At 44.5% G+C, this 24,830-nt stretch carries 19 protein-coding genes; 4 read left to right on the forward strand and 15 right to left on the reverse strand.

Translation table 11 applies throughout. The features are described 5' to 3' along the window. Nucleotides 1-6 precede the first annotated feature (6 nt). The 13 genes from gldL to D1136_RS02225 all read right to left on the reverse strand — a co-directional run bounded on the left by gldL (nucleotide 7) and on the right by D1136_RS02225 (nucleotide 16,791). Entirely contained in the window at nucleotides 7-987 is a 981-nt protein-coding gene (gldL, locus tag D1136_RS02165; RefSeq protein ID WP_161875992.1) for a gliding motility protein GldL, read from the reverse strand. 12 nt (nucleotides 988-999) lie between these two features. Further along, on the reverse strand, nucleotides 1,000-2,313 hold the full coding sequence (locus D1136_RS02170; protein ID WP_202623037.1) for an SUMF1/EgtB/PvdO family nonheme iron enzyme: 1,314 nt from the start codon (nucleotides 2,311-2,313) through the stop codon (nucleotides 1,000-1,002). Between the two features lie 17 nt (nucleotides 2,314-2,330). Continuing rightward, entirely contained in the window at nucleotides 2,331-3,272 is a 942-nt protein-coding gene (locus D1136_RS02175) for a type IX secretion system membrane protein PorP/SprF (RefSeq protein ID WP_161875994.1), read from the reverse strand. A 91-nt stretch (nucleotides 3,273-3,363) separates the two neighbouring features. Continuing rightward, a complete protein-coding gene (locus D1136_RS02180) occupies nucleotides 3,364-4,617 on the reverse strand; it encodes a hemolysin family protein (protein WP_161875995.1) in 1,254 nt (417 codons plus the stop codon). After that, the gene (gene lptC / locus D1136_RS02185; RefSeq protein ID WP_237566956.1) at nucleotides 4,614-5,195 is read right to left on the reverse strand and encodes an LPS export ABC transporter periplasmic protein LptC; all 582 of its coding nucleotides are present in this window, start codon (nucleotides 5,193-5,195) and stop codon (nucleotides 4,614-4,616) included. Before lptC ends, D1136_RS02180 begins: the two co-directional genes overlap by 4 nt. 11 nt (nucleotides 5,196-5,206) lie before the next feature. Further along, nucleotides 5,207-6,532, reverse strand: a complete 1,326-nt coding sequence (locus tag D1136_RS02190; protein ID WP_161875996.1) for a lipopolysaccharide assembly protein LapB — start codon at nucleotides 6,530-6,532, stop codon at nucleotides 5,207-5,209. Between the two features lie 127 nt (nucleotides 6,533-6,659). Beyond that, nucleotides 6,660-7,391, reverse strand: a complete 732-nt coding sequence (locus D1136_RS02195) for a type III pantothenate kinase (RefSeq protein WP_161875997.1) — start codon at nucleotides 7,389-7,391, stop codon at nucleotides 6,660-6,662. Between the two features lie 14 nt (nucleotides 7,392-7,405). Beyond that, entirely contained in the window at nucleotides 7,406-10,714 is a 3,309-nt protein-coding gene (gene mfd, locus D1136_RS02200; protein WP_161876236.1) for a transcription-repair coupling factor, read from the reverse strand. Nucleotides 10,715-10,837: 123 nt separating this feature from the next. Beyond that, the gene (locus D1136_RS02205; protein ID WP_161875998.1) at nucleotides 10,838-11,974 is read right to left on the reverse strand and encodes an OprO/OprP family phosphate-selective porin; all 1,137 of its coding nucleotides are present in this window, start codon (nucleotides 11,972-11,974) and stop codon (nucleotides 10,838-10,840) included. A gap of 2 nt (nucleotides 11,975-11,976) precedes the next feature. After that, nucleotides 11,977-12,942, reverse strand: a complete 966-nt coding sequence (locus D1136_RS02210) for an HAD family phosphatase (protein WP_202623050.1) — start codon at nucleotides 12,940-12,942, stop codon at nucleotides 11,977-11,979. 22 nt (nucleotides 12,943-12,964) lie between these two features. Further along, nucleotides 12,965-13,702 (reverse strand): MIP/aquaporin family protein, encoded by a 738-nt coding sequence (locus D1136_RS02215; protein ID WP_202623039.1) that lies wholly within the window; start codon nucleotides 13,700-13,702, stop codon nucleotides 12,965-12,967. A gap of 36 nt (nucleotides 13,703-13,738) precedes the next feature. Next, a complete protein-coding gene (gene glpK / locus D1136_RS02220; protein ID WP_161876000.1) occupies nucleotides 13,739-15,226 on the reverse strand; it encodes a glycerol kinase GlpK in 1,488 nt (495 codons plus the stop codon). A gap of 2 nt (nucleotides 15,227-15,228) precedes the next feature. Beyond that, on the reverse strand, nucleotides 15,229-16,791 hold the full coding sequence (locus D1136_RS02225) for a glycerol-3-phosphate dehydrogenase/oxidase (RefSeq protein ID WP_161876001.1): 1,563 nt from the start codon (nucleotides 16,789-16,791) through the stop codon (nucleotides 15,229-15,231). A gap of 189 nt (nucleotides 16,792-16,980) precedes the next feature. Here D1136_RS02225 and D1136_RS02230 point away from each other — a divergent pair, with 189 nt between their 5' ends. Then, nucleotides 16,981-17,928 carry an NAD(P)-dependent oxidoreductase gene (locus D1136_RS02230; RefSeq protein ID WP_161876002.1) on the forward strand — a complete coding sequence of 316 codons (948 nt, stop codon included), beginning with the start codon at nucleotides 16,981-16,983 and terminating at the stop codon, nucleotides 17,926-17,928. 25 nt (nucleotides 17,929-17,953) lie between these two features. Then, on the forward strand, nucleotides 17,954-19,342 hold the full coding sequence (locus D1136_RS02235; RefSeq protein ID WP_161876003.1) for a thioredoxin family protein: 1,389 nt from the start codon (nucleotides 17,954-17,956) through the stop codon (nucleotides 19,340-19,342). 54 nt (nucleotides 19,343-19,396) lie between these two features. Here the strand turns inward: D1136_RS02235 and D1136_RS02240 are convergent, their stop codons facing one another. Together D1136_RS02240 and cls are read right to left on the reverse strand one after the other, a co-directional pair. After that, nucleotides 19,397-21,850 carry a bifunctional UDP-N-acetylmuramoyl-tripeptide:D-alanyl-D-alanine ligase/alanine racemase gene (locus D1136_RS02240; RefSeq protein WP_161876004.1) on the reverse strand — a complete coding sequence of 818 codons (2,454 nt, stop codon included), beginning with the start codon at nucleotides 21,848-21,850 and terminating at the stop codon, nucleotides 19,397-19,399. 24 nt (nucleotides 21,851-21,874) lie between these two features. After that, the gene (gene cls, locus D1136_RS02245; protein ID WP_161876005.1) at nucleotides 21,875-23,329 is read right to left on the reverse strand and encodes a cardiolipin synthase; all 1,455 of its coding nucleotides are present in this window, start codon (nucleotides 23,327-23,329) and stop codon (nucleotides 21,875-21,877) included. A 60-nt stretch (nucleotides 23,330-23,389) separates the two neighbouring features. On the opposite strand from cls, the gene prmC reads away from it, so the two are divergent. Together prmC and D1136_RS02255 are read left to right on the forward strand one after the other, a co-directional pair. Next, nucleotides 23,390-24,247 carry a peptide chain release factor N(5)-glutamine methyltransferase gene (gene prmC / locus D1136_RS02250; RefSeq protein ID WP_161876006.1) on the forward strand — a complete coding sequence of 286 codons (858 nt, stop codon included), beginning with the start codon at nucleotides 23,390-23,392 and terminating at the stop codon, nucleotides 24,245-24,247. A gap of 2 nt (nucleotides 24,248-24,249) precedes the next feature. Next, nucleotides 24,250-24,735, forward strand: coding sequence for a regulatory protein RecX (locus D1136_RS02255; RefSeq protein ID WP_202623040.1), 486 nt, complete (start codon nucleotides 24,250-24,252; stop codon nucleotides 24,733-24,735). Nucleotides 24,736-24,830 lie beyond the last annotated feature (95 nt).

Consider the following 24,830-nt stretch of genomic DNA (forward strand, 5'->3'; position numbering starts at 1 on the left):
ATAAGCTTAATTATTATTCACCACACTCAACATATTACCATATACAGAATTCAGCGAAGCAACATTATTAGCCAGCTGCTGAGCCTCCTGTTTAAATAACTTCGTACTATCAAGGCTCAAAGAAACATTTTCAAGCATCTCGCCCATATCTCCCTGCATCCCCCGGAAAGAGTCCAAACAAGTTTTGGTTTCCTGCATCTGCAATTCATATAAAGCATTCAATGCCCCGATATTTTTATTCATTCCGGCAATTTGCTGAGAATAATCCGTAGCATTTGTTTTCAATTGCTGGTATTGTTCTTCCATCAACTGACTTAAAGAATTAAATTTAGAGGCAGATTCTCCCATTCCATTAGCCAATTTCTCACAATTTCCCTTGATCTGCGCAGTCAAAGTCTGGGTAGATTCCAGCAGCATTTTACTTACCTCATCATAACCGGAAGAAATGCCTTCTACCGATTGTTGCAAGATTTTACTCATTTGCTGAGTAGACTCGCCCAATTCTTCAAATGAATCGGTTACCTTTGCTATTTTTCTGGCAACATCAGGAGCATCTCCCACAATTCCGGCAAAATGATCAGCCGTTTCAGCTATTCTATTGATACCTGCTTTCAGTTTATTCAGGTCCTCACTTTCCAGCCCCAGGTTTATGTTAGTAGTTCCTGCCGGAGCAGTAGCCGATGATACGACACCATTTCCCTGAAAAGCAGGCATCGAAACAGGCATATTTCCCCCTTTTTCATCCAACTTGGCACCATTCCTTCCAAGTACAGGAAAAACACGTGCCCAGTCATAATGCTCCATAGGCGGTTCAAATGCCGACAAGAAGAAAATAGCAGCTTCCACCAACATTCCGATCATCAATACCAAAGAAGCACCCGGTAAATGCAAAATCTTAAAAAGAGCACCCACAATCACGGCTGTAGCTCCCCAGCCGTATACATACCCCATAATAACTTTATACGCTTTTGTCTCCAATATTTTCATAGCCCCTTAATTTTAATATTCAATTCTTGTCCTTACTGTTCTAAAACCTATAAAACACCTTGTAGAGTCTTCATATTCGTAATCCCGTACTCCGCACTGAAGATAATAGGCGATATCTTTCCAAGAACCGCCACGAATCACTTTCCGTTTAGAAATCTTATTATCCGTCTTTTTAGCTGTAACCTGATAATAAGGATTCAAATCGCTGGTTTGCTGATACGCGGATTCGTCAAAAGCATCACCGGTCCATTCAGCCACATTGCCAGCCATATCATAAAGTCCGAAACCATTAGGTTCATATGTTCCTACGGGCAATGTCGTATACCCGCCGTCACTCACGTAATTTCCTCTCAAAGGTTTAAAATTAGCCAGGAAGCACCCTTTCTTATTACGGGTATAAGGTCCACCCCAAGGATATTTTCCGCCACTCAACCCTCCGCGTGCGGCATATTCCCACTCTGCTTCATTGGGCAAACGCCACTCCTGCACCCGGGTAGTCGCATAATTGTTGAAAAATTGAGTCCGCCAATTACAAAAAGCCCGGGCCTGATGCCAATTCACACCAACCACAGGATAATTATCATAACCCACATGAGAGAAATATTCCCTTACAAAAGGTTCATTGTAAGCATAAGTAAGGTCTTTCAACCAGCAAAGCGTATCAGGATAAATTTTCACCTTTTTCCTTAAAATGAAAGAAGAACGTCCTTTGATTGCTTCCTTTTCTCCATCTGCGTTAATCACAAAGCCACCCTTATATGTACCGGATTCCCGGTCATAAAAACGGTCATTATGGGCAGCCTGCGCAAAATCATACCACGAATAAGAATACTCCACTTTACGAACATCCAACTCGTTTTCAGTGATACGGTCATCCCCCTGGTACATCATACCCGCCAGGACATCCTTGTACTCTTCTTTTCGCATATCAATCCGTGTCTGATAATTCAAACGCGGCGGATCCATTACTTCTCCCTTGCGGCTTTGCATCAAAAACTCTTCCATGCCTTCATCAGCCAAACGCTGGCGTTTGATTGAATCAATGACCCACGCAACGAACTGCCTGTATTCATCGTTGGTAATCTCTGTTTCATCCATCCAGAATGCCGGAACAGAAATAGTTTTGGAAGAAGCAGACATCGTCCACGTAATATCTTCATCATTATTCCCGATATTCAAGCTACCCGTCGGAATCAGAACCATTCCATAAGGCTGAGGCTCAAACCATTTCCGGGCTTTACGCGTTCCGGTTAACTCTCCCCCTCCCTGGTAAGGCGAGCAAGAATACAATACCGAAAAAATAAAGATGAAAGCGAACCACTTCATGCACATAATGTATTAATTTACAAAAATCTTACACTCTTATATATTTTTTGGCGTTTTCCCAATTGCATCCCGAAACTGTATGACAATGTCACTTCATGAGAGCCTCCGGTGTACCTGCCAATATTTTTTGCTACATTCAAGTCATAGCTATATCCAATCATAATCCCGTTCTTCATTTCCAAGCCCCCCATAAATATCAAAGCCTCTTCATATCTGTAAGATATTCCGCCCCAGTACGACTGTTTGTACACAGCACTGGTATTTATACTATACTGGGAACTTACAAAATCCGTCTTTACAAAAGCCGAGGGTTGTAAATCCCAAAGCGGTGAAAGATGAAAGGTATATCCTCCGGTCAAATACAAGTGAGGTGCAAAGAAAAATTCGCCGGTCTCACCCACCGTAAACCTCGGTTTTGTCAAATGGGAAACGGAAATCCCCGCATAATAGCTCTTACCCGTCAAGAACGCCCCCATCCCCATATCGAAAAGCATTTTAGACATCTCCTCCTTATTTAATGCAGGATCGTTCGGTTCATAATCTTCTCCCTCTGGAAAATAATAATCCGCCCCCAGCTTTTCGTTTAAAACACCTAATTTTATACCTACACTCAATACCCCCAGACGTAACGTCTGCTGATATGAATAATTCAACATCAACTGCAGAGTTGTCTGCAATCCCAGCTTATCACTCAACATATTCAATCCGACACCTCCATTCGTCTTTCCGATCCTTAAAGCACCATCTACATTCAGTGCGTAAGTTTCAGGAGCTCCCTCCATACCCTGCCATTGATTCCGGTAAATTCCCGAAACCACCCAGCGGTTTTGTTGCCCTGCAAAAGCAGGATTTACCGTCATATGGTTAAACATATTCTGACTAAACTGCGGATCCTGCTGCGCCTTTACAATCAGGCCTACAGCCATCAACACCATCATCAATATGCCTATTTTCTTCACTACTCTTACCTATGTTTAGCAAGCTGCGGTAAAAATAACCATTTTTTTGCAAAAGGTTATACAATTTTAGTGCAAAACTACGCAAAAAAAATCATACCATCACCTTGATTTCTTCAATTCTTGCATTTTTAACACTTAAAATCTTAAAAGCTAAATGATTCACCTCAATACTTTCTCCTTCCTGAGGTATACTTTCATTGAAATAGAGGACTAAGCCAGCCAGGGTTTCATATTCTTCCCGCTCCTCCAATCCCAGATGATATTTTTCATTCAGATAGTCCACCTCCAAGCGGCCGGAAAATATATATTCACTATCAGATACCTGTATTTCCTTCAGATTCAAATGATCGTGCTCATCTTCTATCTCTCCGAAAATTTCTTCCATAATGTCCTCAATGGTCACAATGCCTGCCGTAATACCAAATTCATCCACCACCACCGCCACACTTTTCTGATCCTTGAAAAACAAATTCAGCAAACGTTGAGCTGGCATGGTTTCCGGGACGATGAGCACTTTACTCAACACCTTTTTTATAGTATCGGGCTGGTGGAACAAAGCGGAAACATGCACATAACCGATAATGTCATCTATACTTTCCTTGTAAATCAATATCCGGGACAACCCGGTTTCTATAAACAATTGGGTCAGCTCTTCTATTGTACTGTCTATCGGTAAAGCCACCACATCCGGACGGGGCACAATGCATTCCCGCAATTTCACTTCCGAAAAATCCAATGCATTCCTGAAAAGCTTTATTTCATGAATTTCCTCTTTCTGGCGGTTACCGGTTTCTCCCTCCTCAATCAGATTATTCAAATCCACTTTTCCAAAAGCCCGGATAGGCTCTTTCTGTCCCAATTTTTTCCCTGTAAAAAGACGCAGAAGAATCCCTCCCAGCCAAACAGAAAAATAAGACAGCGGGAAAAACAACAGATAAAATAAAAAAACAGGAACAGCAAAAACTTTCAAAAATAAATTGGAACGCAGCCGGAAAACTGTCTTAGGCAGAAATTCTGCAAAAATCAAAATGATGAGTGTGGAAATAATCGTTTCCACCAACAACTCCATTCCAACCGAAAAATGCAAAGAAGCCAAACGCGGTCCCAGAATTTCAGACATAAAAATTCCATAGATGACCATCACCACATTATTTCCCACCAGAATGGTCGTTATATACATCCCCGAATGGGAAACAAACAAGTCTATCAAAGATTGTGTAATCCCTTTATTGGCCTTATCTATTTCTATTCTTAATTTATTGGAGGCTAAAAAAGCAATCTCCATCCCTGAGAAAAAGGCGGATAATAAAAGACAAATCAATACCACCAATATAGTTGTCGTCATTCTTTTTGCTGTTGTTTTTCAACCTCTACCCGACCTGTTGTCCGTTTAAACACAGGATGTTCCAAATTCTGATCAGACACAAAACCACCATTCCCTTCCAGAATCTGGCCTTTATCCGACAATCGGGAATAACGGTCAGAATATATAATTTTCTTTTTCATATCCCAGAACAACTGTTCCGTCTCTAATTTTTTCCCTTCAGCATTTACAATCACCACCTCATCCCTGGCTTCCCATAGCATCTCATCTTCCAGTTTCTTCGCATATTTAGCTGTTATGGAACCCAGCTCTTTCCCTTCCTTATCATAAGAAATGACCAGAATTCCTTTCGGATATTCTTCATATTTTTCGCTTCCTTTCGTCACCTTCAGAAACTGAGGAGCAGAGGCTTTATATTGAATCCGGGCTGAATCAGAATAAATCAGCACCAGATGATCTCCTGTCATTTCGGGTCTGACCTCTTCCTCCATGACCTGCTTTACTTGTTGAATGTCATTCTTACAAGACAAAAGCATTACTGTTCCCAATAGAACAGTAATGCTTTCTCTATAAGCTATACGTAAAAAAACAATCATCATCCAGTAAAGTCCTATTTTCTAAAGCGAGCAACTGTTGATTCATTGATCCAGTCACCAATCTTCACGGTAGAGCCTTCTGATATGCTCCGGAAGAAAGCCTCTTCTTTGCTGGGGAAATGGGGCGAATAATCGCCGATCAATTTATTCGCTTCCTCCGCAACAGAAGGATCGACCTGTTTCGCCTTCATAAATTTATCCACGGCTAGCCAGTAAACAGAAGCATGGTCAAAAGCATCCTCTCCGTATTGAGGTGCATAGGAAGCATAAGTTCTCCCCAGCATGATATAAGCCTGTCCGGATTTCGGATTCAGTTTCAACACTTCCAGCAAATTGGCTTTCGCTGCCACATACTGTTTTTTGGCCTGTTTCACTTTAGCCATCCACATATAATAATCAGCCTTAGACGGATCCGAGTCCTCTGCTTTATCAATAGCCTCTTTCAGATAAGTTTCCGTTTTATCAAACTCCTGACGTTTCAGGAACATCATAGCCAAACTATAAGCCGCATCCGCAGTGGGGTCTAAAGAGTATAATTTTTCAGCTACCTTTGCATACAAAGGCAAATCAACACATTCATACCGCCGCAATAAGGTAGAAATAGATTTCAGGTTTTCCACATCTTCGGGCTTTGCATCGAAACTCTCCGACAACAAACGGTTCAACGTCTCACAATCGGCAACTCCGGAGTTAAAAAACAAACCGTTAATTCGTTCTTTCATTTCCATAAAAGATTCCGGTTTCTTGCTATTTTTAGAAGCCTCATCAATATAAGAACCCACCCTCATGTAAAGATTGATATAATCGTCTTTACTCAAATCTTCACTTTTCAACAAATCACCGGCTACAAAAAACAGCATCTGTACTGTCACCGGATGGGATTTCACACCTTCCATTTCAAAAGATTTGGATAAATACCCGTAAGCTTCCTTCTGGGTCTGACTGTCTTTTTTGCCGAAACGCACCAAGTCAGCACCCTTCTTTCCCAGAATATAGCCCTCTCCGTAACGGGGATGGTTCCCGAAATATTTAATCCTTTGATCATACAACATCATCAACGTGTCAATGTAAGCCGGATTCTTGGTCTGCTGATACATATAAGCCAGAATATCTTCTCCGCTCGAATAAGTCCGCATCTGAAATGCCGGTGCATTATGAAACACATACCTCCACGCAGGCAATGCATCTTTATAATTCTTTTGCTTCACAAATTCATTGTAAATGGAAGCATTTTCTATTGTTTGCGCACTATCCAGACCATATTTTGCATCCAAAGTCTGAGCTTTTGCCATTCCTCCCATCAAGCAAAATCCGAATGCTAAAGCAACAATTTTTTTCATGTCGTCTTATTTTATAATCTTGATTATTGTGTTATTATTCATCTTCTCTTCCCCCCCAGAACGTCTATTGGGCAAAAATATTACTATTTTTTTTAATTTCCGCCGGACAAAACAAATAATTTAAGAATTAGTCGTTATTTTTAATAAAACTCAATATTCCGTTTAAGCCTATAAATCCAAGGATCTCACAAAAAACGGCATCCCCGCAAAACGCTTTTTTCAAAAAGCAGTTATTCCCTCCTGTCACAACCACCTGTCCTATTCCATTATCTTGCTTAAACCGCCGGATATAACTTTCTACCTCAAAAAGCATACCATCCATTACTCCATTCCGGATAGCTTCCTCCGTATTTTTCCCCATCCCCCCATATTCCATCCGGGGAGCCACCAGAGGCAACTTTGCCGTATATTCCTGCAATCCCCTGAATCTCATTTCCAGCCCGGGCGAAATATTACCCCCGAGAAAAACGCCATCTGGACTGACATAATTGAAAGTCATGCAAGTACCGGAATCAATGACCAACAACGGTTGTCCGGGGTACAATGCCATAGCTCCCACACAAATTGCAATCCGGTCAAAACCCAATGTCGCAGGTGTAGAATAGCCGATTCTCAAAGGTAACTTCAGATGAGCAGAAGCTTCCGTATAACTGTCTGCAGATTTCTGCAACAGCATCCGGAGTTCCTGGGTAATCTGACCGCTTCCGGACAAAAACAAGTGGAGGGGCACACCACGGCTCTTCCATTTCTTGAGGTCCTCCGTCAAATCATCCGCCTGATACTTTGCTTCCAGGAACTGGCCTCCCTCAAAAAAAGCATATTTTATCCGCGTATTACCGACATCCACCACTAAATTCATATTTCATTATTCTTTTAGGCATTCTTTATAAATTCCCACATTTTCCCAACCCACTTTGCCATCTTGGATATATTGGTTATTTCTGTAAATACAAGGATCAGTTTATTATTCCGTTCACTCAAACGGCAAGGCAATACTTGTTTTTGAACAAATTGAAGGACACCTGAAAAAACAGAAGACTGATAAAAAGGAGAAGTTTGTTCTCCTACAAAATACATCGTCATCCTGCCATTCTTCACAAACAAACGTTCTATTCCCAAATCAAGGCAATAGCGTCTTACCCTCACTACATCCATCAATCCGAGAACCTGCACCGGCAACTCCCCGAAACGGTCCCTCAGTTCTTTTTCAAATTTAGCCAATCCGGATTCGTCAGGAATATTATCCAGTTCGCGGTACAACCGGACACGCTCACTGACATTCTCGACATAAGTATCCGGTATCAATACTTCGAAATCCGATTCTATGGCACAATCCGTGACATACGCCTTGTGCTTCTCCCCGCTTTCAGACTGTAAATCCGGAAATTCTTCCTCCCGCAATTCAAGCAAGGCTTCATTCAGGATACGCTGATAAGTCTCATAACCTATTTCGGCAATGAAACCGGATTGTTCCGCCCCGAGGATATTTCCGGCTCCCCGGATATCCAAATCCTGCATGGCAATATTAAAACCACTACCCAGACCACTGAAATCTTCTATTGCTTTTAACCGGCGACGAGCGTCCGGATTCACCATATCCAAAGGCGGCGTCAACAAATAACAAAAAGCTTTTTTATTGGACCGTCCCACCCGTCCCCGCAATTGGTGTAAATCACTCAACCCGTAATTCTGGGCCTGATTAATAATCATAGTATTAGCATTGGGAATATCCAATCCCGATTCGATAATAGTCGTTGCAATCAACACATCATAATCTCCCCGGACAAAATCATGCATCACCTTCTCCAGCTCTTCTCCCTCCATCTGCCCATGAGCAACACACGTCTTCACCTGGGGTATAATCCGTTGCAACATGCCCTGTATATCCCGGATGGTATCGACCCGGTTATGAATAAAAAACACCTGTCCGTTTCGGGACAACTCATAAAGAATAACCTCCTTTATCAATTGTTCGTCAAAGCGGTGCAATTCAGTAACGATAGGATAACGGTTAGGCGGAGGAGTCCGGATAATCGACATATCCCGTGCTCCCATCAGCGAGAACTGTAAAGTCCGGGGAATCGGAGTAGCCGTCATCGTTAAAGTATCTACATTCAACTTCAGCTTTTTCAACTTTTCTTTCACTCCCACACCGAATTTCTGTTCTTCATCAATAATCAGCAGGCCTAAATCTTTGAATTCGACATCTTTACTTGTCAGCCGGTGTGTGCCGATAATAATATCCACCTTCCCCGCTTTCAAATCACTCAGGGTCTTTTTTATCTCCCCGCTTTTTTTCATACGGCTGACATATTCCACCCGGCAAGGCATACCCTCCAATCGTTTCAGGAAAGTATTATAATGCTGATATGCCAATACGGTTGTAGGCACAAGCACCGCCACCTGCTTATTATCTGCAACCGCCTTAAAAGCCGCCCGGATCGCCACTTCAGTCTTTCCGAACCCCACATCCCCGCAAACCAACCGGTCCATCACCAAGGGTTTTTCCATATCTGTTTTTACCGCTTCAATCGCTTTCATCTGATCCGGAGTTTCTTCATACATAAAAGAAACTTCCATCTCTTCCTGCAAATAACTGTCTTTAGAAAAAGCAAAAGCAGGTTCCTGCTTCCGCCGGGCATACAAAGCAATCAATTCACGGGCAATATCCTTCACCCGGCTCTTGGTCTTTTGCTTCAGCTTATTCCAGGCATCTCCTCCCAGCTTATTGACCACCGGGGCCACTCCATCCTTGCCTTTATATTTTGAGATTTTGTGTAAAGAATGCAATCCTACATACAACTCCGAATTATTCTTGTACACCAACCGAATGGCTTCCTGTTCGTTACCGTCATTATTAATTTTTACGAGACCTCCGAAACGCCCGATACCGTGGTCTATATGTACCACATAATCTCCCGGATGAAGATTCTGCAACTCGCTTAAAGTAATGGATTCCCTGCCTTGGCGGATTCGGGTGGTCTGCAAACGGTATTTATGATAACGGTCGAAAATCTGATGCTCAGTGTAAACACAAATCTTCTCATTTTCATCCGAAAATCCTTCATGAATTACTCCTTCCACCCACGTTAAATTGATTTCAAAACCCTTATCCGCAAAAATATCACGAATACGCTGAATCTGCATCTCGTTATTCGAACAGATATACAATTTATAGCCATTCGCCTGACGAGACTGCAACGTCTCACCTAATAAATCGAAATGCTTATTAGTAGGAGGCTGCGGTTCACATCCCACATCAATCGTCTCGCCACGGAAATACACATCCGGTCCCCATTCCACCACCGGACAAAGGTCTATATAACGCATCAACTCTTCACTGCCGGTAATCAATCCGTCCTCCGCGTCTGCCTGCAACGCTTTTACCCGGTCGTGCAGAAACATACCATTTTTTATCCACCAAACCGGCTTTTCCGAAAAATACGCAAACAAATCCGTCTGCTGATAAGCCGCATTTTCTGTACTACCGCTTAAATCAGGAACCACAGAGACCTTCTCCACCCGTTGAGCAGACAACTGGGTTTCCACATCAAAAAAACGGACAGACTCTACTTCATCACCAAAAAAATCTATGCGAACCGGTTGCTCTTCAGCAAAAGAATAAACGTCTACAATAGACCCCCTTATTGAAAACTGACCGGGTTCGTACACAAAATCATTCCGCTCAAAACCATACTCCATCAAAAGACTTTCAACAAAAGAAATGGATAATTTATCCCCCTGATGCACCACCATAGACATCTCATCCAATATCTTCCGGTCCACCACCCGTTCTGCCAACGCCTCCGGATAGGTAATCAGGGTATCTATCATCCCTTTGCTCAGATTATTCAGGACTTCGGTCCGGACCAGCACCGAATCATGGTCTTTTTCCTCTTCCCGCATCAACCGGCGGTAAGAAGAAGGCAGAAAAACCACTTGTTTTTCCTCGGCATAAGAAAGTACATCATTATAAAAATAGGCCGCTTCCTCCCGGTCATTCAAAACAACAACCCGGAGTCCCGGACGGGCTATCCGCATAGCCCCGATAATTAACGGAGTAACAGAACCGGCATTGTTCAACAGCTTATATTTCCTGTCGCCTGCTGAAACCAACCTGGCAGTCAGTTTGTCCACGACCTTTGCAAACCGGTATTCTTGCAGTAAATCCTTTGTATTCACCTTCCCCTTACTAATTAAACTTCGCAAAGTTATATGGATTTATGAATATTACCAACACCAAAGCCGCCCAAAAGGATTGGTTACCTTTCCGACGGCTTTGTCTGACCACCTGAATAAAATTCGTTAATTAAAGAATACCTGAATACGTCCGGAAATAAAATTGAAATTTTCTTCACCGTTCAAAGCACATTTATTCATGTGTGCAAAATTGTAATTCAAACGCAAACGAATAAACTCCTTCCAGTAATAATTACACCCCACCGTTATCTGTTGCTGCTGGCCACCGTAAATTTCTGCATTCGAATTGCTCAGGTCCAGGCAAGAATAGCGCAGGGCAAACTCCAAAGAGCCTGGCCCAGGCAATGCATAGCGGGCCCAGGAAGTGGAATAAGCGTAACTGTTACCGACAGCTATCACTCCTACCTGGGCATAAGTCCCCCAGGCTCGGTACCGGGGTTGGTGTTGGTTCCGGTCAGTCTGCACGTAAAAATATTCACTTTGCAAACTGACATGCCCCACAGCCGCTATCAACTCACCGGCAGCCTTGACCGAATTTTTAGCATCCGGAACGGTAGCCTCAACAAATTTGGTAGAGTTCACCATGCTGCCCAAATTAGCTCCATAACTGACCGAACGTACCGCCCCATCCTTGGTTGCATCCGGAACCCGGAAAGTGGCGGCAGCACCGGCATGAAATATTTTACCCCTCTCTTTCAACGGGTTATACACCAAACGGGCGGTTACAGCATATCCGTCATTCCCTTTATAATCCAGACGCTGATCAAAATGGGTATCTCCGAAAACACCGGCGGCATACCAGAAATTCTTGCACCATCCGATATACTCCAAACCCAGTTTTCGGCCGGGAGCAAAAGCTTCCGTCACACATCCGGCATTGATAAAACGAATGTTTCCCGAACTTTCCATATAATCAATACCGAACGGTTCTGCAAAATGTCCCACTCTGGCATAAGAATTTTCCTGAAAATTATACTGAATAAAAATATCCTTCAAAGAAATCCCTTTCTTAGCAAAACCGATGTCTATCTTTCCGGTAAAATCCCCGTATTTCCCGCTCACTCCCAGGCGCAAATCACTGATCGTAGCTCCGCTGCCCAAATGAGTCTTATCTTTAAAGAATGCCGTACCGTCAAAATAGACACGTCCGCTCACCACCCCCTGCAATTTTTCCGGCAAGACTTGTCCGAACGCCAAAGTCCCCGTCAATAATATAGCAGAGGCAAACACAAATTTTTTCATACTCAATACCCGATTACAATTTTATCCGTTTTCGCATTCGCAACGTTTTTCTTTACCCCCCATTCACCGGTCACATACTGATAATCTCCCTCCGGCACATCATTGCAATACACGGTAATGGCACGCGGATCGTTGTCCCAGTACTGCTTTACGGTCTTGTTACCCATCTCTTTTTCAACCTTTTTGTCATCCGGATTTACAATCAGTTTCAACCCCACGGAAGTATTCATTAACTCCATATCTCCCCGGCTGTTCCCCCCTGCAAACAAAGGTTTGGTTTTGATAAACGTATTCACCACCTCCGCTTTTCCATTATCTTGCGGAACCGGATAGACCAACTGTCCGGTAGTCACTCCGTCTGCCGTGACCAAAGATTTTACCCCCAGAATACGTTCCTGCGGTATTCCCAATTGTTCCGCACAAAATTTCTCATACAAAAACTCCGGCGAAGCGGTCACTATCCATACCTCAAAATCATAATCCTTCAGATTAGCCAACAACTGCTTCATTTCAGGATACATCTTATTCTGGTATTTTTCCTGAAACATCACATGGCCGATTTCAGCAATCTCTTCCGGAGTCAGGCCCGATAAAAATTGAATACGGTTTTGAACATACTCTACCCCCACATTATTTCCATGCAATAATTTATCTACAATAGCCATCTTCTCTTTGGACCTCTTATCGGACTTGCCCGCATAGTTTTTTTGAGCAAATTCATACAAGGCTTCATCTGCCAGATAATAAGGAACCTGCCCGAATAAGGTGCCATCGCAGTCGAAAACAGCCACTTTACGGATTTTCATCGGTACGGTAGAATCGAAAAAAGCTTCCAATTGAGCATTTGTCTCATCGGAAAAACCTTTTACCGGTTTATAACTGTAACTCTGTGCTCCCGCATACATCAGGGAAGTAACTAACCAAACCAAGGTTATCCCTGCTTTACGAATTTTAACGAACATTTCCATCATAGTAAAATTATTGTTTGATTTAAAATACCAGCACAAAGGCTGCGGCAGCCATCAGACTGCCCAAAACAGGCCCTACAACAGGAACCCAGCTATATTCCCAACCACTCGGTCCCTTTCCCCGGATAGGCAACAGAAAATGGGCAAAACGCGGAGGCAGGTCCCGGGCCGGATTAATAGCATAACCGGTAGTCCCTCCCAACGACATGCCTATTGCCATAATCAAGAAAGTAACAGGAAAAGCCCCTAAAGAACCCATCCCGATTTCAGGCGTGTTCTCACCAATGGTAAAAGCCAAAATCACAAAAACCAACAGAAAAGTGCCTACCCCCTCGCAAAACAGATTCCGGGGTTTATTCATAATCGCAGGCATGGTACAAAAAGTGGCGAGCTTAGTAGCGGAGTCATCGGTAATATCGTAATGGTCTTTATAAAAAAGATAAACCAGCACAGCCCCGGCAAAACCACCCAATAACTGGGCTGCAATATAAGCCGGAACAAAAGCCCACGGGAATACCCCTGCAGCAGCCAGTCCGATTGAAACAGCCGGATTCAGGTGAGCCCCGGAATAAGGACCTGCAATAAATACGCCGCACATTACAGCAAATCCCCAGGCCATTGTAATCACCACCCAACCTCCGTTATATCCCTTCGAACCTTTCAGAATATTGGAAGCGACAACCCCATCACCCAACAGAATCAAAACAGCTGTACCGATAAACTCAAACCATGCTTTCACGCATAACGAACAATCTATCATTTTATTCCCTTTAGCAAGTAAAACCTCGTACAACCGTCAATCAGGATTCAATACCTTTCTTATGGCATTATTCCATCCCGCCTTAGCCTTATCCATTTTTTCAGGCTCTCCGGCAGGCTCAAACCGGCGGTCTGCCTGCCATTGTTTCTTTATATCGTCTATACTGGGCCAGTACCCGACAGCCAGACCCGCCAGATAAGCAGCCCCCAAGGCTGTCGTCTCTATAATTTTCGGACGGATAACAACAGATTCCAAAATATCAGCCTGGAACTGCATCAGTAGATTATTAGCCGCAGCACCTCCGTCCACCCGGAGTTCTTTCAATTCTATTTCCGAATCCTTTTGCATGGCATTCACGACATCCATCGTCTGATAAGCGATGCCTTCCAAAGCAGCCCGGGCAATATGGGCTGCCGTAGTACCCCGGCTAATACCGGAAATGGCTCCCCGGACATATTGATTCCAATACGGAGCGGCCAAACCAGTCAATGCCGGCACAAAATATACGCCTCCCGTATCAGGTACCTGTTTAGCCAGGCCCTCAATTTCCGAAGAAGAGCGAATAATACCCAATCCATCCCGCAACCACTGAACAATAGCCCCTCCGACAAAAATACTGCCTTCCAACGCATAAGTCACTTTATCTCCTATCTTCCACGCAATAGTCGCCAACAAGTTGTTTTTTGAATAAACCGGCTTATCCCCGCTATTCATTAAAAGGAAACAACCGGTACCATAAGTGTTTTTTACCATCCCGGGATCAACACACATCTGACCGAACAAAGCGGCCTGCTGATCTCCGGCAATGCCGGCAATCGGTACCTTATGAGCAAAAAGAGTGGTTTTCGTATGCCCGTAAATCTCACTGGAAGACTTTACCTCCGGTAGCATAGCCGCCGGAATATCAAACAAATCCAACAAATCCTCATCCCAGCACAACCGATGGATATTATACAACATCGTACGGGAAGCGTTCGTCACGTCCGTCACATGTACTTCTCCCCGGGTAAGCCGCCATATCAGCCAGGTATCAACCGTTCCGAACATCAATCTCCCCTGTTCAGCCTTTTGCCGTGCTCCTTCCACATGGTCCAGAATCCATTTTATTTTGGTAGCGCTAAAATAAGCATCAATGATCAAACCGGTCCTTTCCCGGATAAACTCCGTCTTCCCCTCAGCTTTCAGCGCATCACAATAAGCAGCAGTACGCCGGTCCTGCCATACAATCGCATTATATACCACTTCCCCCGTATCCCTGTCCCACACAATTGTCGTTTCCCGTTGATTGGTGATTCCGATAGCTGCAATATCCAACCCGTTGATTCCAATGGAAGCAATCGCCCCGGCAATGACCGATGCCTGAGAAGACCAGATTTCCTGAGGATCTTGTTCTACCCAACCGGACTGTGGAAAAATCTGCCTGAACTCCTTCTGAGCAACCGCTTTCACTTCTCCTTTCTGATCAAAAACAATAGCCCTGGAACTACTTGTACCTTGATCCAGCGATAATATATATTGTTTCATGCTCACAAAATATAATGTTTAGACAATTCGGTAAACTCCTCCACCTGACGTTCAACCCAATCCTGCCCCAGCCCCAATTCGTCAGCTATAATTCCGGCCACTTTAGGGGCAACTTCCACAGCAACCCGGGCATCCAGAAACAACAGGCGCACCCTTCTGGCCAAAATATCTTCCAACGTCAACGCCATCTCTTCCCGGACAGCCCATACGACTTCAGCCACAGTATAATCATACCTGGGATGCAACTTCTCCGCCATAGTCTCATCCGACGCCATCAGATTCCGGATAGCCTGCTGGTCAGATCCATAAATATACAGGTGGTCATTCAAATCCGGATTGGTTTGATAACCATGAATTTGCAGATTTTTAGTCACACACTCTCTTTTTTCGAGAAGCCCCAGTCCGATCACCTTATCCACTGTATCTTCCGCCATCTTCCGGTAGGTGGTCCATTTCCCTCCCGTTATAGTAACCAACTTATTTTTAGAGACAAAAATTTTATGGCTTCTGGAAATTTCTTTGGTGCTTTTACCTTCTTTTTTAGGTGCAGCCAGAGGACGCAATCCGGCAAAAACCGACAATACGTCACTGCGTTGCGGTTTACGACTCATATAACGACCGGCAGTATTCAGGATAAATTCAATCTCAGAATCCAGGGCCTGAGGCTCTAACTCGGGCTTCTCCCGGAGCGTATCGGTAGTTCCCACCACCACTTTATCATGCCAAGGCACAGCGAACAACACCCGTCCGTCATCCGTTTTAGGAATCATAATGGCATAATCGCTTTGCAAGAATGTCTTATCCAACACGACATGCACCCCCTGGCTGGGTTGTACCATATGCTCATGGGTCGGTACATCCATTTCCATGATACCATCCACAAAAATTCCGGTAGCGTTTACAACTGCTTTGGCCCTCACTTCATATTCCCTGCCGGAAATCAAATCTTTTACTTTCACTCCCGCTACCATCCCGTTTTCCCCATGCAATACTCCTTCCACCTTCATATAATTGAGCGGACATCCTCCCCGTTCTGCACAAGTCTGCGCCAGATTCACAGCCAGCCGGGAATCATCAAACTGCCCGTCATGATAGACAACGCTCCCCTTCAAACCTTCCACCCGGACTGTCGGCAAATATTGTTCTGTCTTTTTCCGGGAAACATATTTGGAACGGCCCAAACTAAGTCCTCCGGCCAATATATCATAAACAGTAAGCCCGACCGTATACAAAAAATTATCCCAATAGCTGTAATTCGGTATCAGAAACGATTGATTTTTTACAAGATGCGGAGCATTTTTCTTCAACAACCCTCTCTCATGAAGAGCCTCCAGAACCAGGGAGACATCTCCCTGAGCAAGATAACGAACGCCCCCATGCACCAGTTTGGTGCTCCGGCTGGAAGTCGCCTTGGCAAAATCCTCCCATTCAAATAAAGCAACGCTGAATCCCCGGGCTGCAGCATCAACAGCCACCCCCAAACCGGTAGATCCCCCGCCGACAACTACCATATCCCAAACCTTTGAAGTATCGGATATATTTTTTATCAATTCCTCCCGTTTCATTATGCTCCTGTTTATAAATTAAATACTCTGACTTTATCCGTGTATACGTAAGAAAAAATAAAAGTCAACACTTTTTCGGAAAAAATACAAATACGAAGCAGTTTCCCCCGATGATTTCAATACAAGAGAAAACCATTTAAAAAAATATTCCCTACCTTAGTGCTGCCGAACAACAAGAATATTTAAAACATGAACATTGTATTCATCGAATCTTTAGGAGTGTGCGAAGAGGCCGTAAAAAACGGGACAGAATACCTGAAACAGCAAGGCCATCAAATCACCTGTTATCCGGACCGGACCGAAAATGAAGAAATACTAATCGAAAGGGCTAAAGAGGCAGAAATCGTGGTTGTCAGCAATATCCCGCTTCGTAAAAGATTTTTCGACTCCTGTCCCAGGCTGAAAATGCTATCAGTTGCATTCACCGGGGTGGACCACATTGACTTGGAAGAATGCCGGAAAAGGGGAATCGCGGTCTGCAATGCCGCCGGTTACTCTACCCAGGCGGTTGCAGAACTGAGCATCGGGATGATGATTGCAGTATACCGGAAAATCGTAGGAGGAGATGCCCTCACCCGCATCTGCGAAAGCCGCCAAAACATCGTAGGATGCGAACTCTACGGGAAAACGGTGGGCATTATCGGCCTGGGAGCTATCGGGCAAAGAGTGGCACAATTGGCCCTGGCTTTCGGTTGTCAAGTCTTAGCCTATAATCGCAGCCACAAGAACATCACAGGAATCACCCAGGTAGACAAACCCACTCTTCTGAGCCGGTCAGACATCATCTCTATACACCTTCCCCTGACTACAGAAACGGCGGATTTTATCACTGCCTCCGACTTTGCCCGGATGCAGCCTCACTGCATATTGATCAATACGGCCCGTGGACCGGTTGTCAACAAAGATGCCCTGTATAATGCTTTGAAAAAAGGCCGGATTGCAGGAGCGGCAGTAGACGTCTATGACCGGGAACCGCCATTACCGGCCAATGACGAACTATTCAACGCCCCCAACCTGTTAATGTTGCCCCACATGGGATTCGCCACAAAAGAAGCTTTTAAAAACCGGCTGGAAATCGTGGTGAAAAATATTGAAATGTGGTTAGCCAATACCCCTCAAAACTTAGTATTCGTCTAATTCAACACTCTAAAACAAAAATTCTATGCTGAAATATCTGTTTATTGTTCTTCTCTTTCCCCTCTGCTCCTATGCAGGAGACTACCAGTTAAAACTGCACATCACCCATCTGCCGGAAGATGCAACCCCCATGCTGTTACGGGTATACAATGGCAATACTTTTATTGTCGACAGCATCGCCGTCCGGGATTCCTCTACCTTGACTTTCCGTATTCCCTCCCATACTCCGCACGGCCTATTCCGGACCATCCTGGGCATACCTCCCTATGCTCAATTTACGAACAGCCAACCCGTATCATTAGATGTCCTGTTCACCGGAGAAAATATAGAAATCTCCGCCGACTACCAGAATCCCGCAGGCACAGCTAAAGTTCTTGAATCAGAAGAGAACCGGATTTATTACGATTTTATCCAAAAGGATCTTCTGTTTTTTAAAAAACTGGGACTTTTGGAACAGACCGTCATGAACTATCCGGAACATGACGGATTCTACTTAAAATCATTGGAATTTTACCGGAAATTCCAGCAAGAACGGAGCAAACTCATCGACAAAACCTATGCTTCCCACCGGAATACCTTAGCAGGCCGCATCATCAAAAACCAGAAACTTCCCTTCACGGCCGACCAGATGACCAACGCCGAAAGGGATTCTATTTTCCGCACCCGGTTCTTAGACCAAATCGATTTCAACGATACGACCTTACTCTATACCAACGTCTACACAGACAAAGTCTTCCAGTACATTCAAATGCACATGAAAAGAGAGGCGGGACTCCGGGAAAATGAAGCCAATTGCATCCGCGCCCTGGACCGGCTTATCCCCCGTCTGGAAATCAACCCTGCCATCCAGCAACACTTGCTGCAATTTTTAATCAACGGCTTTGAAAGCATGCAAATGGAAGAAGTACTGGCCCACATTTCCGCCAATTACATCCAACAATGCGGCAGCTCCCGCGAATTGATTCAACGCCGGCTGGAAGGCTACCGGAAAATGGCCGTCGGACAAAAAGTACCGGATTTTACCATCTTGGATATCAACAACAACCCGGTCAATCTATACAGCCGCATGGAGCCCTACCAGCTCATTCTCTTTTGGCATACGGGTTGTGGCCACTGTCAGGCTCTGTTGGAAAAATTACCAGAACTGATTCAAAAAGGGTTATTCCAAAAACATCAGGTCAAAATCATCGGAATATCCATTGACGAAAACAAGGAAGAATGGTTGAAATATTCAGCCACCCACCCCTTAGACTGGGTCAACACTCACATTGAAGGTAGTTTCGAAAATCCCCTGGCAGAAGAATATAACCTGTTTGCCACACCGACCATGTTCCTGATTGACGAAAACGATCACATCATCGCAAAACCGACCACAATAACAGAACTGGAAAACGACTTATCCTCATTGGATTGAAAACAGGAGAGGCAACTATCTTCCTGATAAGAAATAGTTGCCTCTCTTCCGGCTTTATTCTTTAAAATAAATTCGTTTCACCCGTTGGGAAACACTGGTCAGCACTTCATAAGGAATAGTTCCCAACTTATCCGAGAGTTCTGTCACCGGTATGTGCTTGCCAAAAATCTCCACTTCATCCCCCACCTGCGCATCCGTATCCGTAATATCTATCATACAGGCATCCATGCAGATATTTCCTACAATAGGAGCCCGCTTTCCCCTGACCATCACTTCCCCGACACCCCGGCTCAAATGGCGGTCCAATCCGTCCGCATACCCTACCGGAATAACTGCAATACGGGAGTCCCGCAACAGAACACCTTTCCTCCCGTACCCGACTGTCTGTTCCGCCTTCACCTGACGGATGACAGCAATATAAGTCTTAAAAGAGCTTACCGGTTTCAGCGGAGCCCCGACAGCACTGATTCCGTGCAGTCCGATTCCGAGACGCACCATGTCGAAAGTATACTGTCCGAAACGTTCTATCCCCGCAGAATTCAAAATATGACGGATAATCGGATATTCGAAATGTTTCTGTATCTCTTCCGTCATCTCCCTGAACCGATTGATTTGCAATAAAGTATAATCATCATGTACCGCCTCATCGCTTCCTGCCAGGTGAGAAAATACGGAACGAAGCATCACCCTGCGTTTCACACCAAAGAATTTCAGCAGTGCCGGCAATTCCTCAGGATCGAGCCCGGACCGGTTCATCCCTGTATTCAGTTTCAAATGGACGGGATATTGTTCTATCCCGTGTTTCACCAAAGCCCGGTCAAAGCCTTCCAGCAATTCCAGGGAATAGATTTCCGGCTCCAGATTAAATTCAATCATATTATCGAAAGCCTCCGGCTCGGGATTCATCACTCCTATCGGAATATGAATACCGGCAGCCCGAAGCACTACCCCTTCATCAGCAAAAGCCACCATCAGATAATTCACCCCTTGATATTGCAACAAACTTGCTATTTCCCCGGCTCCACTGCCATAAGCAAAAGCTTTCACCATCACTGCCATCTTGGTCCGTTCCGGAAGAAGTGAACGGAAATAATTCAAATTATGCACCATCGCATCCAAATCCACTTCCAACACCGTAGAATGAGATTGCTTTTGCAGAAAACCGGCAATGTACTCAAACCTGAATTTCCGGGCTCCCTTAATCAGAATAACCTGTTCTTTAAAATCATCCCGGTTTTCCTGACGCAGGAATTGTCCGGTGTCCTTATAAAAACGGCAATGAGGTACTAAAAAATAAGCTTTATACCGGAGAATTGCCTCACCGATGCCGATAAATACCGATACTCCGGCCTTCCGCAAAAGAGAAGCCACCTCCCGGTACAATTGTTTTTCATCCGTCCCGGTATCTATAAAATCAGACAAAACCACCACTTTTTCCCGGCCGGCATCCTGCATAGACAGGGTGTTCAGGGCCAATTGAAAAGAAGCGGCATCCGAATTATAATAGTCGTTAATCAAAACACAATGGTTGATGCCTTCCTTGATTTCCATCCGCATGGCAATAGGTTGCAACTGCTTCACCCGTTCTGCAATGTATTCAGCCGTTTTCCCCTTTAACAATAGAACACAGACAGCATTCATACAATTTTCAAACGAAGCCTCGTCAGCAAAAGGAAGCTGTAACACAATTCTTTGCTGCCGGTAGTCAAGGGTAACCTCCCGGAAATTACCGGCAACCTGCTGGTTCACTACCCTCACCGAAGCCCCCTCACTCTCTCCCCAGGTCATTCTCCGGACCTGCGGTTTCGCAACTGAAAAGACATAATCCAACACTTCCCCTTCACGGCCGATAATCACCTCACAATCACGAAACAACAAAGCTTTCTCTTCCAGTTTTTGCTGAGAGGAAATAAAATTTTCCCCGTGAGCATCACCTAAATGGGTAAATATACCGATTTGAGGGCAAATCATCTGCTGCAATTTTATCATTTCCCCGGGCAAAGAGATGCCCGCCTCAATCACTGCCAACCTTGTGCCGGACTCTATACCCAGCAGGGACAAAGGAACTCCAACCTGAGAATTGTAACTGCGGGGACTGCGATAAATGCCCGGCTCGTTCGACAACAGCTGATACAACCATTCCTTCACAATCGTCTTGCCATTACTGCCGGTAATGGCCACCACTTCTGCCGCAGCATGTTTCCTGTGCCAGGCCGCCAATCTTTGTAAAGCCGCCAAGACGTCGGGAACAGCATAAAAGCAGGCTCCTTCAAGATATACGTCTGCCTCCCGTTTCTCATCCACCACAAAATGCCGGACTCCCCGGCCGTACAACTCTTTCACATAATCATGACCATCGTGATTCACTCCTTTCAAAGCAAAAAACAAGGTGGATCCGGGCTTATTCACCGAACGGCTATCCACACTCACTTCTACTATTTTGGAGTCTCCCGCCTGACAGTCCCTGCCATTCAAGATTTCTGCAATTTCCTTACTGCAATACATCATTTTATAACTACTGTTTTTACCTGTTTATAAAACCGGAGCAAATAAACGGGCAATGGATTCACGCACTTTATTTCTTTTCGGCCGGAATTTCCACCGTTGTATGGTTCCTTCCGAACTCACTTTTAAATCTTCTATAAAATCGGCAGCCAAACGTTTCACCACTTCCCGGTCATAGATAATCAGGCTCACCTCAAAATTCTGTTCAAAACTCCTGAGGTCCATGTTAGCGGTCCCCACACTCGCCACAATACCATCCACTACAATAACCTTGCTGTGGTTTATCCCTTTCTGATACCAATAAATCCGCACTCCCGCTTCCAGCAGTTCCTCCGCAAAAGAACGGGTACACCAATGCGTCAGCCAGGAATCCGACTTATGCGGCAATAAAATACGGACATCCACTCCACTCATAGCAGCCGTTTTCAAACAATTCAAAGTCGTCTCGCCCGGCATAAAATAAGGCGTAGAAATAAAAACGTATTTCTTTGCCATATTAATCAATGTGAAATAAGCTTGTTGTATCGAAGCCCAGTCACTATCCGGCCCGGAAGTCACTGCCTGTACAACTACATTCCCCTCAGTCCGGACATAAGGCAAATATTCGTCCTTATCCAGCAACAACTCCCGACGAACGAAATACCAGTCAATCAAAAAAATCACCTGCAAGGAAGTCACCACCTCACCAACCACCCGCAAATGAGTATCCCTCCATACTCCGATCTCCGCCACTCCATCCATATACCGGTCGGCAATATTCAACCCTCCGACAAACCCCACCTCTCCGTCTATCACAGCAATCTTCCTATGATTCCGGTAATTCGCCTTATTGGCGAAATGATGGAAACGCACCGGTAAAAAAGGAAAGATCTGGATTCCAGCCTCCCGCAGCTCCCTCAGATAAGATTTAGATAAACTCCACGAACCGACATCGTCATAAATCACCCGCACCTCCACTCCTTCTGCAGCCTTCTGCAGCAATATTTCTTTCAGACGGGTAGCCAAACTTCCTTCCGCGATAATATAATACTCCAGATGAATAAACTTCCGGGCCTGCAACAAAGCTTTAAACAAGGCCGGAAAAGTCTCCTCACCATTATTCAGGATTTCCACCTGATTGTAACGGGTAAGCAAAGCCTTGCTGTTATTGAGCAGCAAAGTCATCAACTTCTTCACTTCCACAGATTCCCGCCTTTTTAAAAATTCCGATTTCTGGAGCAGTTGTTTCTGGTCCTCACTCATATACTGCAGCCATTTCATATCTCCCAGCCCCTTCATCGAAAACATCTTATTCTTCCGGTAGTTTACCCCAAAATACAAATAAAACACAAAGCCGATTAAAGGGATGGTCACCAAAACGATAATCCACGCCAAAGTACGCACAGGATTACGGTTCTCCAAAATAACATTGAATACAACACTCGCTACAGTCAGAAAATATAAAGCAACGAAAACAGATATGGTTATTTTCAGCCAGGGCATATTTCAATTTTATCCTGCTCTTTCGATTCAGTGTCTTCCAATAAATTTTACCTTTGTATTATGAATCATACAATTCGTCAATTATCACAATACGCTTTACAAGAACTAAAAGATTCATATTCCGAATATGAAATCCAATGGCTCTGTAAAATTATCTATATGGATGTTTTACAGTTTACAAATATAGATATCCATCTGAGAAAAAACGAAATTTTAAAGGAAAGCTTTATAAATAAATTTTACGAAATTATCGGTTTATTAAAATCCGGCCAACCGTTGCAATACATCCTGGGCACCACCATATTTGCCGGACAAACCTTTAAAGTGAATTCCTCCACCTTAATTCCCCGGCCCGAAACCGAAGAATTGGTCTACTGGGTAAACGAATCTCTCACAGCAGGGAAAAAACTGCTGGATATAGGCACAGGTAGCGGCTGCATAGCCATCACCCTGGCCCGGCTCTGCCCTGCTGCCGAAGTCACAGCCATAGATGTAATGTCCGGAGCTCTGGAAACAGCCGGCATAAATGCCGGCTTACAAGGAGTTAAAACCCGGTTTCTCCAAAGGGACATCCTGCACTACGAACTTTACTCTTGGGACATCTACGATTGCATCGTGAGCAATCCTCCCTACGTCCGGGAATGTGAAAAAGCGGATATGGCCAGCCGGGTAGTGGACTACGAACCTTCCGCAGCCCTGTTTGTTCCGGACCGGGACCCCTTGCTCTTTTACCGTAAAATAGCAGAATTCGGAAACAAATATTTAAAAAAATCCGGAGAATTATTTTTTGAAATCAACGAAGCTTTCGGGCAGGAAACCGTAGAGTTGTTAAAACATTATGACTACCGGAACATCGAACTCCGGAAAGACCTCTACGGCAAAGACAGAATGCTCAGAGCACAGAAAAACGACCTCTAACCATGAAACAGATACACCCGGAAAAAGCCCTGAATCTGGCAGCAAGCCTGTGCAGCAAAAAAGAATATTGCAGCAAGGCCATCCGTGAGAAACTCCAGAATTGGGAACTTCCGGAAAAAGACATTTCGCAAATCATGGATTTTCTCATCCGGCATCAATTTATTGACGATCGTCGTTATGCCAGAATCTATGCGGAAGATAAGTTTCGCTTTAATCACTGGGGAAAACAAAAAATAACCCGGATGCTCCGGCAAAAAGGCATCCCGGGAGAAATCATTACCGAAGCACTTTCCGGAATAGCCCCTGCCGCTTATGCCGAAAATTGCCTGGAAATCCTGCGGCAAAAACTCAGGACACTGCCTCCGGAAGAACCTTATAAAACAAAAGGAAAGCTGATGCGTTTCGCTTTAGGCAAAGGATTTGATTACGACACAGTCATTCATTGCATCAACCGGCTCAACCCGGCTTTTCCTTCAGATGACGAATAAAAGACGGATATACGGTAAGTAACCTTCACCTGCAACTGAAATTTCGCACTGACAAGCCAGCCAAAAATTAGTTTCTGTTTCGTATTTTTTATAGT

Source organism: Odoribacter sp. Z80, assembly GCF_009935865.1.
GTDB lineage: Bacteria > Bacteroidota > Bacteroidia > Bacteroidales > Marinifilaceae > Odoribacter.